This is a genomic window from Kitasatospora sp. NPDC091207 (assembly GCF_044768625.1).
GTDB lineage: Bacteria > Actinomycetota > Actinomycetes > Streptomycetales > Streptomycetaceae > Kitasatospora.
Window position 1 is genome coordinate 6,725 of the sequence record NZ_JBIVVS010000049.1, and the last position, 17,276, is coordinate 24,000.

At 72.9% G+C, this 17,276-nt stretch carries 14 protein-coding genes; 7 read left to right on the top strand and 7 right to left on the bottom strand.

Translation table 11 applies throughout. The features are described from left to right. Positions 1-225: 225 nt before the first annotated feature. Positions 226-1,398, bottom strand: a complete 1,173-nt coding sequence (locus tag ACIQTO_RS37410; RefSeq protein ID WP_402398031.1) for an ABC transporter substrate-binding protein — start codon at positions 1,396-1,398, stop codon at positions 226-228. Positions 1,399-1,740: 342 nt separating this feature from the next. Here ACIQTO_RS37410 and ACIQTO_RS37415 point away from each other — a divergent pair, with 342 nt between their 5' ends. Further along, on the top strand, positions 1,741-2,550 hold the full coding sequence (locus tag ACIQTO_RS37415; protein WP_402398057.1) for a GntR family transcriptional regulator: 810 nt from the start codon (positions 1,741-1,743) through the stop codon (positions 2,548-2,550). Between the two features lie 62 nt (positions 2,551-2,612). Here ACIQTO_RS37415 and ACIQTO_RS37420 read toward each other — a convergent pair whose 3' ends face one another. Beyond that, complete coding sequence (locus ACIQTO_RS37420; RefSeq protein ID WP_402398033.1) at positions 2,613-4,220, bottom strand: TauD/TfdA family dioxygenase; 1,608 nt, start codon at positions 4,218-4,220, stop codon at positions 2,613-2,615. Positions 4,221-4,397: 177 nt separating this feature from the next. Continuing rightward, positions 4,398-5,498, bottom strand: coding sequence for a pyridoxal-phosphate-dependent aminotransferase family protein (locus tag ACIQTO_RS37425; RefSeq protein ID WP_402398035.1), 1,101 nt, complete (start codon positions 5,496-5,498; stop codon positions 4,398-4,400). A 230-nt stretch (positions 5,499-5,728) separates the two neighbouring features. Between ACIQTO_RS37425 and ACIQTO_RS37430 the strand changes: the two genes are divergently transcribed. The 5 genes from ACIQTO_RS37430 (at position 5,729) to ACIQTO_RS37450 (ending at position 11,699) form a co-directional block, all read left to right on the top strand. Beyond that, positions 5,729-6,820, top strand: coding sequence for an amidohydrolase family protein (locus tag ACIQTO_RS37430; protein ID WP_402398037.1), 1,092 nt, complete (start codon positions 5,729-5,731; stop codon positions 6,818-6,820). 151 nt (positions 6,821-6,971) lie between these two features. Beyond that, positions 6,972-7,649: a uracil-DNA glycosylase gene (locus ACIQTO_RS37435; RefSeq protein WP_402398039.1), complete on the top strand. Its 678-nt coding sequence runs from the start codon at positions 6,972-6,974 to the stop codon at positions 7,647-7,649. Positions 7,650-7,919: 270 nt separating this feature from the next. Beyond that, a complete protein-coding gene (locus tag ACIQTO_RS37440) occupies positions 7,920-8,987 on the top strand; it encodes an SCO1860 family LAETG-anchored protein (protein ID WP_402398041.1) in 1,068 nt (355 codons plus the stop codon). A 223-nt stretch (positions 8,988-9,210) separates the two neighbouring features. Beyond that, positions 9,211-10,233: a glutamine synthetase gene (gene glnII, locus ACIQTO_RS37445; protein WP_402398043.1), complete on the top strand. Its 1,023-nt coding sequence runs from the start codon at positions 9,211-9,213 to the stop codon at positions 10,231-10,233. A 368-nt stretch (positions 10,234-10,601) separates the two neighbouring features. Then, a complete protein-coding gene (locus ACIQTO_RS37450) occupies positions 10,602-11,699 on the top strand; it encodes an LLM class flavin-dependent oxidoreductase (protein ID WP_402398045.1) in 1,098 nt (365 codons plus the stop codon). A 57-nt stretch (positions 11,700-11,756) separates the two neighbouring features. On the opposite strand, the gene ACIQTO_RS37455 is transcribed toward ACIQTO_RS37450, so the two are convergent. Next, a complete protein-coding gene (locus ACIQTO_RS37455; protein ID WP_402398047.1) occupies positions 11,757-13,652 on the bottom strand; it encodes a serine/threonine-protein kinase in 1,896 nt (631 codons plus the stop codon). A gap of 307 nt (positions 13,653-13,959) precedes the next feature. Between ACIQTO_RS37455 and nadE the strand changes: the two genes are divergently transcribed. Beyond that, the gene (gene nadE, locus ACIQTO_RS37460) at positions 13,960-14,790 is read left to right on the top strand and encodes an ammonia-dependent NAD(+) synthetase (RefSeq protein ID WP_402398049.1); all 831 of its coding nucleotides are present in this window, start codon (positions 13,960-13,962) and stop codon (positions 14,788-14,790) included. Between the two features lie 76 nt (positions 14,791-14,866). Here nadE and ACIQTO_RS37465 read toward each other — a convergent pair whose 3' ends face one another. The 3 genes from ACIQTO_RS37465 to ACIQTO_RS37475 all read right to left on the bottom strand — a co-directional run bounded on the left by ACIQTO_RS37465 (position 14,867) and on the right by ACIQTO_RS37475 (position 17,163). After that, on the bottom strand, positions 14,867-15,535 hold the full coding sequence (locus tag ACIQTO_RS37465) for a class I SAM-dependent methyltransferase (RefSeq protein WP_402398051.1): 669 nt from the start codon (positions 15,533-15,535) through the stop codon (positions 14,867-14,869). Between the two features lie 77 nt (positions 15,536-15,612). Further along, positions 15,613-16,122: a hypothetical protein gene (locus tag ACIQTO_RS37470; RefSeq protein ID WP_402398053.1), complete on the bottom strand. Its 510-nt coding sequence runs from the start codon at positions 16,120-16,122 to the stop codon at positions 15,613-15,615. A 192-nt stretch (positions 16,123-16,314) separates the two neighbouring features. Next, on the bottom strand, positions 16,315-17,163 hold the full coding sequence (locus ACIQTO_RS37475; RefSeq protein WP_402398055.1) for a helix-turn-helix domain-containing protein: 849 nt from the start codon (positions 17,161-17,163) through the stop codon (positions 16,315-16,317). Positions 17,164-17,276: the final 113 nt, after the last annotated feature.

The window sequence follows — 17,276 nt, forward strand, 5'->3', positions numbered from 1 at the left end:
GGGCCCAACCCGCCCCGCGAAACGGGGGGGGCGCCCCGGGGGGGGGGCCCCCCGGCCCCCGGGGGGGGGGGCCCCGCGCGCCCGGCGGGGGGTGGGGGTGGTGGTCGTGGCGGTGCGGGACGCCCCCGCGCCGCCACCGAGGTCGGTGGCGGCGGGGGTGGTCGGCACCGGGGTGGGAGCCGTGGTCATGAGTGGGATCAGCCCGTTCGGTTCTGCGGTCGGTCGTCAGCCCGCGATGGCCTTGGTCCAGTTCTCGGTGACGACCTTCTTGGCGGCCGTGATCTGGTCCTGGGTCGGGAAGGTGGTGAACGGCTTCTCGACGACGGGCAGCTTGGCGGCGGCCGCGGTGTCCAGGGTGCCGTCCTTCTTCAGGGCCTCGAAGGTGGAGGGGGTGGCGTAGCCGCCGAGGAAGAGGTTCTGGCCCTCGGTGCTGAAGAGGTACTCCTGCCACAGGCGGGCGGCCGCCGGGTGCGGGGCCCACTTGTTGACGCCCTGGTTGTAGAACTGCGCGTAGCTGCCGTCGGAGGGGACGGAGACCTTCCAGTCGACGCCCTTCTCCTTGAACTCGTCGGTGTAGCCGGCGTTCAGGTAGGACCAGTCGATCGAGATCGGGGTCTCGCCCTTCTCGATGGTGGCCGGGGTGGACTCGACGGGGTTGAAGTTGCCGGAGGACTTCAGCTTCCCGAAGAAGTCGATGCCGGGCTGGATGTTGTCCAGCGAGCCGCCGTTGGCGAGCGCCGCCGCGTAGACGCCGCCGAAGGCGGAGCCGGACTTGGTCGGGTTGCCGTTCAGGGCGACCTGGCCCTTGTACTCGGGCTTGAGCAGGTCGGCGAAGGTCTTCGGGCAGTTGGCGATCTTCTTGGCGTCGCAGCCGATGGAGACGTAGCCGCCGTAGTCGTTGACGGCGGCGCCGTTCGCGTCCTTCATGGTGTCCGGCACCTTGTCGAAGGTGGCGACCTTGTAGGGGGCGAGCAGGCCGTCCTTGACCGCCTGGAGCGCGAACGCGCTGCCGAGGTCGACGACGTCGGGGGCGCGGTCCTGGCCCTTGCGGGAGGTGATCGCGTTGATCTCGTCCTGGCTGGAGCCGTCGGGGTTCTCGTCCTCGATCTCGATGCCGTACTTGGCCTTGAACGAGTCCATGATCTTGCCGTAGTTCGCCCAGTCCCTGGGCAGCGTGATGACGTGCAGCTTGCCCTCCTTCTTGGCGGCGGCGACGAGGCCGTCCAGACCGCCGAAGTCGGCGAGCGAGGTGGCGTCCTTGGCGTCCTTGGCGCCGGCCTTGGCGGCGTCACCGGACTTCGGGGCGGTCGAACCGGCGGAGCCGCAGGCGGTGAGGGAGAGCGCGGCGGCGGTCAGTACGGCCGCGAAGGCGGCGGCGCGGGCACGGTGCACGGTCACGGGTCAGTCTCCTGATCAGGGGCGTACTGCGAGGGGTGCGTTTCGCGGGGGTGCGTCTCGCTGAAGGTGCTTCTTCGCAAGGTGAGGGTCGGGCGACCGGCCGTTCGGAACCGTCCGAGTTGACTAGCCAACTTCGCCTGACGGGGGTAAGTACGCCGGAACCCGGTGACGGGAAGGTGAACGGATGGCCCAGAACCGGGGTCGGCTGCGGGAACGGTCGAATCAGGCCTTCGGGGAGTGATCGGCCGAGTGCGATGCTTCGAAGGCGCAGCGGGATAAGGTCGGGCTGTCCGGGCCGGTACGGCTGCGCAGGACACCGCCCCAGGAGGGACTTTGACTGACGTGGCACTGGAGCCCGACCGCCCCGCGGCCTCCGCGGCCCCTGCCGCGCCCGGCCAGGACCGCGCCGCGGGCGCGCTCTACCGCAAGGTCGCCGCCGACCTGCGCGAGGCGATCACCACCGGCGCGTTCGGCGAGGCCGGCCGGCTGCCCGCCGAGGGCGCGCTCGCCGAGCAGTACGGGGTCTCGCGCGGCACCGTCCGCCAGGCGCTCGCCGTGCTGCGGTCGGACGGGCTGGTCACCTCCCGGCGCGGCACCCGGCGGGTGGTGCTGGGCACCGCCCGGGTGCAGAGCTTCTCCGAGCTGCTCAGCTTCACCCACTGGGCCTACTCGATGGGGGAGGAGCCCGGGGGCATCCTGGACTCGCTGGACCGCCGGCCGGCCGACGCCGCCGAGCGCGAGCAGCTGCGGCTGGAGCCCGGCTCCGAGGTCTACGTGACCGTCCGGCTGCGCACGCTCTCCGGGACGGCGGTGATGGTCGAGCGGACCGTCTACCCGCCACGGGTCGGCGAGATCGTGGCCCAGCTGCCGCCCGACGTGGTCTCGCACACCGAAGTCCTGCGCGAGCACGGCATCCTGTTCACCGACGCCGACCACACCATCGACATCGTCGCCGCCAACGCGGAGGACGCCCGGCTGCTCGGCTGCCGCCGGGGCAGCCCGCTGCTGCGCGAGCGGCGCCGGACCACCGACCCGACCGGCATGCCGGTGGAGTGGTCCCAGGACCGCTACCTGCCCGGCACGGTGGCCTTCAGCGTGCACAACTCGCTGGCGACGTCCGCCCTTTCGCGGCACGCCCGGGAGGGCGACTGAAGCCGGCCCGGGAGCGGGAGACCGGTCGGTCCGGCCTCCCGCCGGGGCGGTTCTGACGCGGGTCAGCCGGCCGCGCTCATCAGGGCGGCCAGCAGTGGGCGGAAGTGCTCGAACCCCGGCGTCGCGGCGTCCGCGTCCTTGGCCCGCTCGTCCCAGCGGCGGACCGCGACCGCGTCGGCCGCGCCGGGCAGGGCCGCGAAGGCGGCCGCCTGCTGGGGGCCCATCGGGCCGCCCTGCACCTGGAGCGTGTACTCCGAGGCCCCGGAGAGCCGCTCGCGGTAGCCGGGCTCGACCGCGCACAGGTAGCGCTTGGCGGCCACGTGCAGCCGGATCGGTTCGGTGACCTCCGGGCCGAACCACTGCGCCAGCCAGGCGGCGCCGGTGTCGCTGTGCCGGTTGTCCTGGCCCTGCATCAGGTCGCGCCCGTGGAACGTCCCGTGGCCGTGCTTGTCGAAGAAGTGCCCGAGGTCGTGCAGCAGCGCGGCCGCGACCAGCTCCGGGGCCGCCCCGGCGGCCTGCGCCAGCGCACCCGCCTGCAGCATGTGCTCGGCCATGGTGACCGCCTCGCCCAGGTACTCGCCGGCGCCCTCGCCCGCGAACAGCTCGGCGATGGTGTCCAGCGCGGCGGCGCGGCGCTCCAGCACCGCCAGGGTGGAGGAGAGCGAGTCGAGGTCCGCGTAGCAGCCCTGGAGGTGGCGCGAGCCGTCCTGCGCGAAGGCCGTCCGGGCGTGCAGCAGGCGGACGTTGTCGAAGATCAGGCAGTCGCCCCGGTCGAGCCGGAACTCCAGCTGGAGCTCGGGCCGCAGGGTGATCGCGGCGAACCGGCGGTAGGCGGCGTAGAAGGCGTCCAGCGTCGCGGCGGGTGCGCGCAGTGTGCTGATCGAGCGGTTGTTGAACCGCACCTCGCGGATCCGGCCGAGCGGGTCCACCTCGATCAGCGGCCGGTCGGCGCGCAGTTCGGTGCCGCGGTCGCGGAACACGAACGGGACGGGCGTGCGGGTGAGCACCGCGAAGTCCTCGGGCGCCTCCTCGCGCAGCAGCGCGGCCGCCTTGAAGCCGTCCACCAGGCCGGAGTCGCCGCCGGTCGCGGAGTTCTCCAGGCAGTGCAGCAGCTGCAGGGTGGGCACCGGGTCCCGGTACGGGTTGTCGCTGTGCGGGGCGATCGCGGCGCTGGTGAAGGCCAGGTTGTTCGGGTCCGGCTCGACCCGGACGTCGAACAGCTCGCCGTAGTTGGTGACCCGGACGTACCCGAAGGTCCCGGCCACCTCCAGCACCTGCCGCTCGACCGCCGGTACCCCGCGCAGCACCGCGAAGCCCGAGCGCTGGACGGCCCCGAGCACCGCCGCCCGCTCGGCCGGGTCGGCCAGGTACGCCGACCACGCCGCCTCCGGGATCCCCCGCCGGAAGTCCGCCGCGACCCAGAGCCGCTTCTCCGCCTCGGTGCGCCCGTCGCCGTCGGCCTGCCGGTCCAGCCACTCCAGCGGGTAGCGCGACCGGTGGCCGTCCGACCAGAGCACCTCCAGGTGCCCGTCGACCTCGGTGTGGGCGGCGACGGCGAGGTCGGCCGGCAGGTCGGTGATCTGGAACAGCTTCTGCCCGTTGCGCTGGTCCCGGCACTCGGCGCAGGGGCAGTTGTCGCGCAGCCAGTACGGCGGCAGGTGGGTGGTCATGGGCTCCTCCTCGGCGGGGCGGTCGGCGAGTAAGTTGTATAGCCAACTTCGCCTGGGAGGAGCTTCGCGGGCCTTGGTGAGGTGTGGGTGGCGAAACCATGAACCCCTCGGGAACAGAAGCTCCCGAGGGGTTCATGGGGGGCGGTCAGTGGCCGGCCCGGGTGGTGCGGGTGGGAGTCACGCCGACGCGTGGGCGGCCGCCTCCCAGGCGGCGTCCGCCACCTTGAGGGCGGCTGCCGGGTCGGTGCCCAGCGCGGTGCCCAGCGCGGTGAGGGTCGCGCGGACGGTGTCCGCCGAGGCCGCGGTGCCGTAGTGGTTGACGCGCAGCATCGACCCGGCGAGCGCGCCGCCGCCGGGCTGGACGGGCAGGGCCGGGTCGAGCCGGAGCAGTTCGGCGGCGAGCCCGGCCGCGGACAGGTCGGCGGGGGTGCGCAGGGTGGTGGCGACCGGCGCGGCGTGGGCGTCCTCCGGGACGAACGGGGTGACGGTGCCCAGGGCGCGGACGCCCGCGCGGGTCGCCGCGGCGGCGGCGCGGTGGCGGGCGATCGCGGCGGGCAGGCCGTCCGCCGCGATCCGGTCCAGGCAGGCGCCGAGCGCCAGCATCTCCAACTGGGCGGGCGCGTGCGGGAGCACGGCGCGCCCGGCGTCCGTCCAGCGCTCCTTCCAGTCCAGCAGCGAGAGGTAGGAGCGGCGCGGCGCGGCCGGGTTGGCGGCGATCCGCTCCCAGGCGCGCGCGGAGACCGAGACGGCGGAGACGCCGGCCGGGCCGCCCATCGCCTTCTGCCCGCCGATCACGCAGAGGTCGACGCCCCACGCGTCCGTCAGCAGCGGCTCGGCCGCCACCGAGGCGACGGCGTCCACCATCAGCAGGGCGCCGTGCGCACGGACCACGGCGGCGATCTCGGCGACCGGGTTGGTGTTGCCGGTGGCGGCCTCGGCGTGGACCAGGGAGACGAAGTCGATCTCCGGGTGGGCCGCCAGCGCCTCGGCGACCTGTCCGGCGGTGACCGCGCTGTCGAACGGCACCGCGAGGTCGACGACCGTCGCCCCGCAGTCGCGCAGCCAGTTGCCGAAGGTCTGGCCGTACGGGCCGGTGACGATGTTCAGCGCGGTGGAGCCAGGGTGCGCGGCGCCGCGGATCGCGGCCTCCAGCGGCAGCAGTGCCTCGCCCTGGGTGACGATCACATCGGCGGTGGTGTGCAGCAGCGCGGCGACCTGGTCCTCGATCGCGGCGAAGGCGGCGGCGCTGAGCGGAGGAAGGTCGAGGAAGGGGCTCACGGTGGCGGCCGGCCTTTCGGTGAACGGTAGGGGAGGGGGCGCCGGGAGGCGGTTCGGACAGGCACGAGTCTGCCTCATCGCCCCCGGCCTCCTCCGCCCCGGTCGCCCGGGCCTCCTCCGCCCTGCTCACCGCGCCCCCTTCTCGCTGGCCACCGCGTCCCCTTCTCCCTGCCTACCGCTCCCCCTTCTCCCTGCTTACAAGGAAGGCCCTGCTCGGTAGAGTGCGAGCCATGAGCGATGGTGCGGTGCTGCACGTCAGGGGCCGGGTGCTGGTCGGGCCGCAGGACGTCCGGGACGAACTCTGGGTGGTGGACGGCAAGGTGGCCTTCGACCGCCCGGCGGCGGCCGACGACGTCCGCACGGTCACCGGCTGGGTGCTGCCCGGCCTGGTGGACGCGCACTGCCACGTCGGGCTGGACGCGCACGGAGCCGTCGACGCCGCCACCAGCGAGAAGCAGGCGGTGACCGACCGTGACGCCGGCACCCTGCTGATCCGCGACGCCGGCTCGGCGGCCGACACCCGGTGGATCGACGACCGGGACGACCTGCCCCGGATCATCCGGGCCGGCCGGCACATCGCCCGGACCCGCCGCTACATCCGCAACTACGCGCACGAGATCGAGCCCGGTGACCTCGCCGCCTACGTCCGGGCCGAGGCCCGGCGCGGGGACGGCTGGGTCAAGCTGGTCGGCGACTGGATCGACCGCGGTACCGGCGATCTCGCCGCCTGCTGGCCCGGTGACGCGGTGGCCGAGGCGATCGCGGCGGCGCACGAGGAGGGCGCGCGGGTCACCGCGCACTGCTTCGCCGCCGAGTCGCTGCCCGATCTGCTGGCGGCCGGCATCGACTGCGTCGAGCACGCCACCGGGCTGACCGAGGAGCTGATCCCGGCCTTCGCCGAGCGCGGCGTCGCGATCGTCCCGACCCTCGTCAACATCGCCACCTTCCCGACCCTCGCGGCCGGCGGCGAGGCCAAGTTCCCGGCCTGGGCCGCGCACATGCGGCGGCTGCACGAGCGCCGCTACGACACCGTCGGGGCCGCGCACGACGCGGGCATCCCGATCTTCGTCGGGACGGACGCGGGCGGCTCGCTGGCCCACGGGCTGGTGGCCGGGGAGGTGGCCGAGCTGGTGAAGGCCGGGCTCAGCCCCGCCGAGGCGCTGTCGGCGGCCAGTTGGGGGGCGCGGCGGTGGCTCGGTCGTCCGGGCCTGGAGGAGGGGGCGCCGGCCGACTTCGTGATGTACGACGAGGACCCGCGCGCGGACGTCCGGGTGCTCGCGGACCCGCGGCTGGTGGTCCTGCGCGGGCAGCCGGTGGGGTGAGCGCCCGCGGCGGTGGGGTGGGCGCCGCGGCGGTGGGGTGAGCGCCGGGGCGGTGGGGTTGCGGCGGGCCTGTAGGGCGTCCTGGCGCTGGTTCGTTGTGATGATCATCCGGGTGAACGGCCTGTCCGAGTAGGCCGATAGGGTGGTGACCATGGCACCGCGTCCACTGAACGAGATCGTCGAGCCCGGCTGGGCCACCGCGCTGGAGCCGGTCACCGGCCAGGTCGCCGCCATGGGCGACTTCCTCCGCGCCGAGCTGGCCGCCGGCCGCACGTACCTGCCCTCGGGGCCGAACGTCCTGCGCGCTTTCCAACAGCCCCTCGCCGACGTGCGGGTGCTGATCGTCGGGCAGGACCCGTACCCGACGCCCGGGCACGCCGTCGGGCTCAGCTTCTCGGTCGGGCCGGAGGTGCGGCCGATCCCGGCCAGTCTGATCAACATCTTCCAGGAGTACGGCGACGACCTCGGGCTGCCGCAGCCGTCCAACGGGGACCTCACGCCGTGGACGCAGCAGGGTGTCCTGCTGCTGAACCGGGCCCTGACCACCGCGCCGCGCAAGCCCGCCGCGCACCGGGGCAAGGGCTGGGAGGAGGTCACCGAGCAGGCGATCCGGGCCCTGGCGGCGCGCGGCGGTCCGCTGGTGGCGATCCTCTGGGGGCGGGACGCCCGCAATCTGCGCCCGCTGCTGGGCGAGGTGCCGGCGATCGAGTCCGCCCATCCGAGCCCGTACTCCGCGAACGGCGGCTTCTTCGGGTCCCGGCCGTTCAGCCGGGCGAACGAGCTGCTGGTGCGGCAGGGGGCCCAGCCGGTGGACTGGCGACTGCCGTAGGCCAGGCGGTTCGGTCCGCCGGGTCCGACGGGCTTGAGCGGTCTGACAGGTCTGACAGGTCTGACCGGTCCGGCATGCTCCGGGCGCCCTTTCGTCGTCGCAGATCGTCAATCTCACCCAAACGAGTGAAATGACGTTCTGTGTGGCTCATGTGACGCACTGTTCGAGAAGACTGGCGGCTCGTCGTTCGGAGCACCAGCCCCTTGCCCCGCCCCGCGGGTGATGTCGGAGGCGCGCTCTACCGAGATCACCACCTGTGGGGGTACCGCCATGTCTTCTTCCCGTTCCGTGACCGCCGCCGTCTCCGTCGTCGCCGCCGCGGTGGCGTCGGTGCTGGCCGTGACGCCGATGGCCGGTGCGACCGGCCCGACTCCCGCCGCCGGGGTGCCCGCCGCGACCGGGGCGCCCGCTGCCCCGGCGACCGCCGCCGCGACGGCCGGCAAGGCGCGCGCCGTCACCGCCGAGCTCGACCTGGACGTCACGCTGTTGAGCAAGGCGGTGGACGTCCCGGTGAACATCGCGCTCAACAAGGTCGAGACCCCGGCGCAGCGCGAAGGCTCGGTGCTGACGGCCAAGGTCGACGGCGTCGACCAGCAGGGCCCGGTCACCCTGGTCAAGGCGGATGTCGGTACCTCGGTGACGAAGTCCGACGCCCAGGGCACCGCCGCCTCCGTCAAGCTGGTCAACGCCGACGTGCACGCGCCCGGTCTGCCGGCCACCACCTTGCTCGGTCTGGAGGCGCTCAGCTCGGCGGTCACCTGCCCGGTCGACGGGCCGCCCACCGCCGACGTCACCGCGCCGGCCCGGCTCACCGTCCTCGGCAAGCCGGTCACCCTCAGCCTGTACGGGCCGACCCACGTCGATGTGCCGCTGGTCGGCAGCGTCTCGGTGGAGTTCTCCAGGCGGAGCACCACCACGACGACGGCCGCCGCCTCGGCCCTGGAGGTGCGGATCGAGGTGAACCCGCTGAACCTCAACGTCGCCAAGGTGACCGGGAAGATCACCGTCGCCTCGGTGAGCTGCGAGAAGCCGAGCGCGCCGGTCACCCCGAGCCCCTCGGTCACGCCGATCCCCTCGGTCACGCCGACGACGCCCGCCACCGCACCCACCCCGGCCGCCGTCCAGCCCGCCGTCGACGCGACCACCGCGGCGGCCGGCCGGACCGCCCGCCCGCAGGCCGCCACCGCGAGTGCGTCCGGTGCCGGCGGCAGCCTCGCCGCCACCGGCGGCAGCGACGCCACCGGCCCGCTCGCCGCCGGGGCCGCCGCCCTGGTGGTGGCCGGCGGCTTCGCGCTGTGGGCCACCCGTCGCCGGGCCGCGCACGGCCGTCGGCGCTGAGGCGGCGCCGGGCCGGCCCCGGGGCGGCACGGCCCCGGCGCCGCTGTGACACCCGGCGAGCCGCCCGCACGGTGCGGCAGTGCCAGGGGAGGCACTCCCGCACCGTGACCGTGCCAACGCGGACGGTTGGTTCACCTGGGTGTTACATAGGAGGAACAACCGGGAAACGGCGGCTTGCGACGCTACGCGGGCACCCACCACTCAGTTTGCGAGGTTCACCGCCGTGGCAATCAAGGCCGAGTACATCTGGATCGACGGCACGAAGCCGACCGCCAAGCTCCGCTCCAAGACTCGGATCCTGGCCAACGCGGACAAGATCCCCAACTGGGGCTTCGACGGTTCCTCCACCAGTCAGGCCGAGGGTCACGCCTCGGACCGCGTCCTCGAGCCGGTTGCCACCTTCCCGGACCCGATCCGCGGCGGCGACAACATCCTCGTCCTGTGCGAGGTCAACGAGATCGACGGCACCCCGCACGAGAGCAACACCCGTGCGCTGCTGCGCCCGATCGCCGAGCAGTTCGCCGCCCAGGAGTCGATCTTCGGCATCGAGCAGGAGTACACCTTCTTCAAGGGCTCCCGCCCGCTCGGCTTCCCCGAGGGCGGCTTCCCCGCCCCGCAGGGCGGCTACTACTGCGGTGTCGGCGCCGAGGAGGTCTTCGGCCGCGAGATCGTCGAGCTGCACATGGACCGCTGCCTGGCGGCCGGCCTCTCGCTCTGCGGCATCAACGCCGAGGTCATGCCCGGCCAGTGGGAGTTCCAGATCGGCCCGGTCGACGCGCTGACCGCCTCCGACCACATGTGGGTCGCCCGCTACCTGCTCTACCGCACCGCCGAGGAGTTCGGCATCGACGCCACCCTCGACGCCAAGCCGGCGCGCGGCGACTGGAACGGTGCCGGCGCGCACACCAACTTCTCCACCAAGGCGATGCGCGAGGGCTACGACGCGATCATCGCCGCCTGCGAGTCGCTCGGTGCCTCGCAGGAGATCGTCCTGGAGCACGTCACCCAGTACGGCGCCGACATCGAGTCGCGCCTGACCGGCAAGCACGAGACCGCCCCGTGGAACGTCTACACCTACGGCGTCTCCAACCGCGGTGCCTCGGTCCGCATCCCGTGGCAGGTCGAGGTCGAGCAGAAGGGTTACATCGAGGACCGTCGCCCGAACGCCAACGTGGACCCGTACGTGGTGACCCGCCTCCTGGTCAACACCTGCTGCTCCGCGCTGGAGAAGGCCGGCCTCGTCTGAGCCCGCCCCACAGCCGAACCATCCGCCGGGCCTCCCCTCCGCTGCCGAGGGGAGGCCCGGCGGCCTTTTCACGTCCGGCCTCTCACGTCCGGCCCTCTCACGGCCGGGCTGTCCGCGTCCGGGCCCTTCGCGGTCCGGCCTGCTGCGGTCCGTCTCCGGTAACCGGCCTGCTGTGACCGGTCCGTGTGGCGGGTGTCTTGATAGCGGGGCGGAACTCCCGGAGAATCGGTCCATGACCACTCCGGCCCGCTTCCTCCCCGTACGACGGCTGCACGTCGACCTGGGACGGGTCTGTGCGGCCGGCTGTCGTTGCTGACGCGAACCCGGTTCACCAGCAAGCCAGCCACCGCCAGGAGTGTGTCCGTCCGATGTCCCTCACCTTTCACTGGTTCCTCCCCACCAACGGCGACAGCCGGCAGATCGTCGGCGGCGGGCACGGCTCGACGCCCGGCACGGCCGGGACCGACCGGCCGCCGAGCATCGCCTACCTGGGCCAGATCGCGCGTACTGCCGAGCAGTTGGGCTTCGAGGGGGCGCTGACCCCGACCGGCGCGTGGTGCGAGGACGCCTGGCTGACCACGGCGATGCTGACCCAGGTGACCGAGCGGCTGAAGTACCTGGTGGCGTTCCGGCCCGGGCAGATCAGCCCGACACTGGCCGCGCAGATGGCGGCGACCTACCAACGGCAGTCCGGCGGGCGGCTGTTGCTCAACGTGGTGACCGGCGGTGAGTCGGCCGAGCAGCGCGCGTACGGGGACTTCCTGGACAAGGACGCCCGTTACGCCAGGACGGGGGAGTTCCTGTCCATCACCCGCCGGCTCTGGGCGGGGGAGACCGTCGACCACGACGGCGTCCATCTGCGGGTCGAGCAGGCCACCGTGAACCGGCTGCCGGATCCGGTGCCGCCGGTGTACTTCGGCGGCTCCTCCCCGGCGGCGGGCGATGTCGCCGCCCGGTACGCCGACGTCTACCTGACCTGGGGGGAGCCGCCCGCGCAGGTCCGCGAGAAGCTCGCCTGGATCCGCGAACTGGCCGCCGCCCAGGGCCGGGTGGTCCGCTTCGGCATCCGGCTGCACGTGATCACCCGGGACACCTCCGCGCAGGCCTGGGCGGAGACCGAGCGGCTGCTCGCGTCGATGGACCCGGCCCGGGTCCGGGAGACCCAGCGGGCCCTCGGCCGGAGCGAGTCGGAGGGCCAGCGCCGGATGCTCGCGCTGCACGGCGGCTCGGCCGAGCGGCTGGAGATCCACCCCGGGCTCTGGGCCGGTATCGGTCTGCTGCGGGGCGGCGCGGGGACGGCCCTGGTCGGCAGCCACCGGGAGGTCGCGGACCTCATCACCGAGTACCACGAGCTGGGTGTCGACGAGTTCGTGCTGTCCGGGATACCGCACCTGGAGGAGGCCTACTGGTTCGGCGAGGGCGTCCTGCCGCTGCTCGCCGCCCGTAACCTCTGGCGCCGGCCGTAGCGGAGCCGGCCCGGGCCGCTGTCCCGGCGGCGGCCAGGGCCCGGCGCACGGCGCCGGTCAGGGGATCCGGAACTCCTGCGACTTGTTGCCGGGCGTGCAGGTGACCATGGTGACCGGGTTGCCCGCGCCGTTGTCGGTCAGGCAGGTGTAGCCCATGTGGTCGGCGAGGGAGAAGGCGCCCGGCGTGCTCGCGGCGGTGACCTTCCAGTTGGTGAGGAAGCTGAAGCCGCCCGAGAGCGACACCCGCCCGTCCGTCTCCTGGACGAGGGGCGGGCCGCTCAGGTTGCACGGGTTGAACTGGTGCCAGCTGCTCGGGACGGTGTGCACCCAGCCGTAGGCGGTCGTCCCGCCCATGATCACGGCCTGGCCGCCCGCCGGGCTGTCCTTGGACAGGCCGAGCTTGAGGCCGGAGGCCACGTTGACGATGGCGCCCCAGTTGGTGCCGCCGCAGCCCGGGGGCGTGGCGGGCGGCTGCGGCGCCGCGGTGGTGGCCGCCGGCTGCGTTCCGGGCTGTGTACCGGCGGCGGGCGCGGGGGTGCCGGCCGGCGGGGCCGGGACGTTGGCCGGGGGCTGGGTCGCGCTGCCCCCACGCGGTGGTGTGCCGCCGCCGCTCGCGCCGCCGGATCCGCCGCCGCCCGTGCTGGGCACGGTGCCCCCGCCCGGCTGGGTGCCGGCGGCCGGGGGCACCGGCGGCTGGGTGGCGGGCCCGGGGGTGGCGCCGGGGGTGGTCGGCGCCGGGGTGGTCGGGGGCGGAGCCGTCGGGGTCCCGGCCGCCGGTGCCGGGGTGCCGGTGCTCGCCGGGGCGGAGACCGTGACGGACGACTGCGCCCCGGGCGTCTTCGCCTCGGAGCTGAACGGGGTGCGGTCGACCAGCAGGACGGTCGCGGTGCCCGCCGTGATGATCACCGGTATGACGATCGGGACGAGGAAGCCCCGCCGCCGCCGGGGTGTGCCGGGCTCGGTGGCGGCACGGGACTCCACCTTGCCGACGTCGCCCGCCGGCGTGGCGGGTGCCGCGGGTGCCACTGGTGTGACGGGTGCCGCCGGCAGGGCGGGCGCGCCCGATGCGGCGCCGATCGCGGCCCGGGCCGCCGCCGCCATCGCCGCGGCGTCGGCGAAGCGGTCCTCCGGCTTCTTCGCCAGCGCGGTGGCGATCAGCCCGCGCACCGCCTCCGGAAGGGCCGCCGGCAGCTCCGGCGCAGGATCCCGGATGTGCTTGAGAGCTACCTCCAGCACGCTCTCGCCGACGAACGGCGGCTGCCCGGTGAGCAGTTCGTAGCCGACCACGCCGATCGAGTAGAGGTCCGAGGCCGGGGTGACGGCCCGGCCCTCGGCCTGCTCGGGGGCCATGTAGAGGGCCGTCCCGATCACCGCGTGGGAGGCGGTGATCCTGGTGCTCGCGACGGCCCGCGCGATGCCGAAGTCGGTCACCGTCACCTGGTCGTCGGGCCGGACCATCAGGTTGGACGGCTTGACGTCGCGGTGCACGATGTCCTGCCGGTGGGCGGCGTGCAGGGCGTCCAGCGCGGTGGCGAGCAGCCCCAGGGCCCGCGCGGGCGGCATCGGACCGCTCTCGGCGAGCACCTTGTCCAGCGGTTGCCCGTCGACCAGCTCCATGACGATGTAGGCGACCCGGTCGTCCCCGGAGTCCTCGCCGCTCCCGTGGTCCTCGCTGCCCCCGTGGTCCTCGCCGCTCCGGCCGTTCCGGCCCTTCTCGCCGTAGTCGTGGATGTCCACGATGCCGGGGTGCTTCAGCGCCGCGAGCAGCTGGGCCTCGCGCCGGAAGCGCTTGACGAAGGCGCCGTCCTCGACCAGCCCCGGGTGCAGGATCTTCACGGCGACCTGCCGTGCGAGCACCCCGTCGTCGGCGCGCCAGACGGCGCCCATGCCCCCGCCGCCGATCCGCTCGGTCAGCGTGTAGCGCCCCCCGAGCACGGTCCCCCGGCTGCTCATGCCCTTCGCCCCCACGTGTCATGCCCGGTCCAACGGGCTTACCGGCCGCACAGTCTGCCAGAGGACGCCAGGCCCCCCGGCCACGTGCGTGCCCATGCTACGGATCACCCCCGACGGACCGTCAGCGGGTATGCGTGCGAGCGACGGACGGTGCGCCGGCGGCGACGGAGCCGCAGCCCGGCCGGGGTGGCGCCGGGACCTTCCGGGGGCGGGCGGCACCGGGAGGGCCGTACGGGTCGTCCGGTGGGAATCGGGCCTGAGTAGGGTGGCTGCGACAGCACATCGTGAACCCGACCAAGGAGCAGACGTGAGCGTGCCGGCGTCCATCGCCCTGCAGCAGGAGATAGCCCGGGAGCTGGAGGTCGCCGAGACCTTCGAGGCCGCGCGGGAGATCGAGCGCCGGGTGGCGTTCCTCGCCGAGCGGCTGACCTCCACCGGTCTGCGCGCCCTCGTGCTGGGCATCAGCGGCGGCGTCGACTCCACCACCGCCGGCCGGCTCTGCCAGCTCGCGGTCGAGCGGGCCCGCGCCGCCGGGCACGAGGCCCGGTTCTACGCGATGCGGCTGCCCTACGGCGTCCAGGCCGACGAGCACGACGCCCAGCTCGCGCTCGCCTTCATCCGGCCGGACCACCTGTTGACCGTCGACATCAAGCCCGCCAGCGACGCCGCGCTCGATGCCGCCGTGGCGGCCGATGTGGCGTTCCGCGGCGCAGGCCACCAGGACTTCGTGCACGGCAACATCAAGGCCCGCCAGCGCATGATCGCCCAGTACGCGGTGGCCGGCGCGCACGACGGCCTGGTGGTCGGTACCGACCACGCGGCCGAGGCGGTCTCCGGCTTCTTCACCAAGTTCGGCGACGGCGCCGCCGACCTCGTCCCGCTGACCGGCCTCACCAAGCGCCGGGTGCGCGCCGTCGCGGACACCCTGGGGGCGCCCGCCGAACTGGTCTGGAAGGTCCCGACCGCCGACCTGGAGACCCTCACCCCGGGCAAGGCCGACGAGGACGCGCTCGGGGTCACCTACGACGAGATCGACGACTTCCTGGAGGGCAAGCCGGTCGGGGAGCAGGCCTTCGACACGATCGTCCGCCGCTACCGCCTCACCGACCACAAGCGCCGCCTGCCCATCGCGCCGTAGGGCGTTCACGCCGCACCTCGCCAGAGCGCTCCGCCCGTGCGTCACCAGGTGACGCACGGGCGGGGGCGGGCGGGCGTCAGGCTCCCGGAGCCCTGGCCGTGACGATCAGAGTCCCGATGTGCCCCTCGGCCGGGGCGTCGAGAACGCGGGCTTCGGCGGATTCGAATCCGCTCCGCCGGAGCAGGCCGACCCACCTGCGGGGCGTGTAGGAGTAGCGGTAGGTGTAGAGCGCCTTCCCGGCGAAACCGCCCTTGTACATGCCCTGCGGGCCGTAGGCGCCGGGGATGGCCGGGGGGTGCGAGAAGGCCAGGACGCCTCCGGGGTTCAGTCGGGCGGTGATCAGGGGGAGCAGCTTCAGCGGGTCCGTGAACCAGACCGCTCCGAACACCGAGTAGACCGCGTCCCAGGTCTCGTCGGTGCCGCGCAGGTAGTCCAGTACCTCGGCACAGTGGATCTGCACGCCGTACGGCCCCCGGCGCTCGGAGGCCTTCTCGACCATGACGGGCGAGAGGTCCACGCCCGTGACCTTCACGCCCTGCTCCGCCAGCGTGGCCATCGCGCGCCCGGTGCCGCACCCGATCTCCAGCGCACTGGCCGGCGACCCGAGCAGTTCCGGCCCGGGCCCGTGGTCGGCGTACTGGGTCCAGCGGAACACCGGCCCGCCGTCGAACACGTCCTCCTTGATACCGCCGGCGTACGCGTCCCAGAGTTCGCGCTCGGACTCGATGTCGTGCTGTGCAGGCAACTGGCTTCCCTTGAGGAGGAGTTGGCATGCAGACGCCCCTGCATCAGGGTATGAGGCAGGGACACCCGGTGCCCGGATCAGTGGCTGTCGGGGACCTTCGAGTCACACGGGGAGCAGTCGGCCCCATCGATCGCCCACAGCTCCTCGTCGGCGTCGAAGCCGTTGCCGCGCAGGAACTCGCCGGTCCGGATCACGATGCCGTCGCCGCGACGCCGGATCAACGGTGCGTGGTGCTTGTATTGACCGGCGTTGTACGTCTCGCAGATGGCGAAGTACACCGGCGTGTCCAGCAGGAGCTGGTGCACGCCAATGTCCACGACCTTGCCGACACCCAAGTGCACTTCCGGGTGCGCCATGGCGGTGATCGTGTACGCGATGGCGTTGTCCAGGATCCGCTCTGCCATGTTGCGGACCATGGTGTTGTCGCGCAGCAGGAGCGAGATCTCCCGCTCGTACAGGTCCCCGGTGTTCCCGGGGCCCTCGAACACGTTGTACGTCAGCTCCTTGACGCGCGGCCGGACGGCGTTGAGGAGCGCGCGGGGGTCACGGAACTTGGTCTCCGCGGACGCTTCGAGCGCAACGGTCATGGTTCGTTCCTCTCTTCGATGACGCACTGCCTTTGCACGGGACCCGCCCCGAGTGAACAGGGGAGGTCGAGGCCCGTGCCGGAGGCGAGAACCGTTGTCCAGCTCCCGGCGCGGGCGTCTCAGATCCCGTTGGCAGGACAGTAAGGACCGATCAGAACCGGTCGCGAGCATGTTGCACGGGCTTGCGTGGATTCACCCTAGAGCGGCTATTGCGGACGTGATCAGTGCACGCGCCTGGGCACCGTGAACAGCGAGCCGCTGCAACTCGGCGAACGCCCGGATGTAGTCAGCGACCTCGCGGGGCTGAGTGACGTTGACCTCGGCCGTCAGTGTCTCCACCACGGCGTGCCGATCGTCGTAGAGGTAGAACGCTTCGAGTGGCCATATGCCGCGCTTCGCGGTGAACGGAATGACGCCCAGTGACAACGATGCCAGTGGCATCACCGCTAGCAGGTGACCGAGTTGTCCGGCCATTGTCGCGGCGTCCCCGATCCGGGAGCGAAGCACCCACTCCTCCATCAGTACCGCGAACCGGTGCCTGCCCTCGTGCAGGAACCGGCCTCGCGCCACCCGAGCGGCAACCGCTTCGGCCACGTCATCGGGGGTCTCCTGGAATTCTGTGATGGACCGCATCAACGCGGACGCGTACTCGGGCGTCTGAAGGAACCCGGGCACGACATTGGACACGTACGACCGGCAGAGTTCCGCCCGCTCGTGCAGGACGTAGAAGTCCTCCTGTACCTTGCGCATCCCGGCGCTGTGACGCCTGCGCCACTCCAGGTACATCGACTCGACTGCTCTCGACATGGCGATCAGGTCATCCGCCTGATCGGTAGCCGAGCACGCAGCGCACCATGCATGGATGTCGGAGTCGGACGGAGGGGTGCGCGCACTCTGGATCCGGGAAACCTTCGAAGGGTTCCAGTCACACCGGAGTGCCAGTTGTTTGCCCGTCAGGCCGGCATCCTTGCGGAGACCGAGGAGTCGGTTGGCCAGGGCAAGGCGCGCTGCTTGCGCGCTTGATGACGGAGACGTGGGCATGATTCTGGCAGTCCGGTGCTAGGGCGTGTATCTGGTTGTGATCAATTTGCAGGTTCCGCCCTCGCGGTGGGCCCTGGTCCGGTAGACCGTGTTGTGTGACGCGAGTGCAACTG

Excerpts from the sequence above, each read along its gene's own strand:
- ACIQTO_RS37420 (WP_402398033.1), bottom strand. The coding sequence starts at position 4,220 with ATGACCACCCACCTGCCGCCGTACTGGCTGCGCGACAACTGCCCCTGC.
- ACIQTO_RS37430 (WP_402398037.1), top strand. The coding sequence starts at position 5,729 with ATGAGCGATGGTGCGGTGCTGCACGTCAGGGGCCGGGTGCTGGTCGGG.
- ACIQTO_RS37435 (WP_402398039.1), top strand. The coding sequence starts at position 6,972 with ATGGCACCGCGTCCACTGAACGAGATCGTCGAGCCCGGCTGGGCCACC.
- ACIQTO_RS37440 (WP_402398041.1), top strand. The coding sequence starts at position 7,920 with ATGTCTTCTTCCCGTTCCGTGACCGCCGCCGTCTCCGTCGTCGCCGCC.
- ACIQTO_RS37450 (WP_402398045.1), top strand. The coding sequence starts at position 10,602 with ATGTCCCTCACCTTTCACTGGTTCCTCCCCACCAACGGCGACAGCCGG.
- ACIQTO_RS37455 (WP_402398047.1), bottom strand. The coding sequence starts at position 13,652 with ATGAGCAGCCGGGGGACCGTGCTCGGGGGGCGCTACACGCTGACCGAG.
- ACIQTO_RS37470 (WP_402398053.1), bottom strand. The coding sequence starts at position 16,122 with ATGACCGTTGCGCTCGAAGCGTCCGCGGAGACCAAGTTCCGTGACCCC.
- ACIQTO_RS37475 (WP_402398055.1), bottom strand. The coding sequence starts at position 17,163 with ATGCCCACGTCTCCGTCATCAAGCGCGCAAGCAGCGCGCCTTGCCCTG.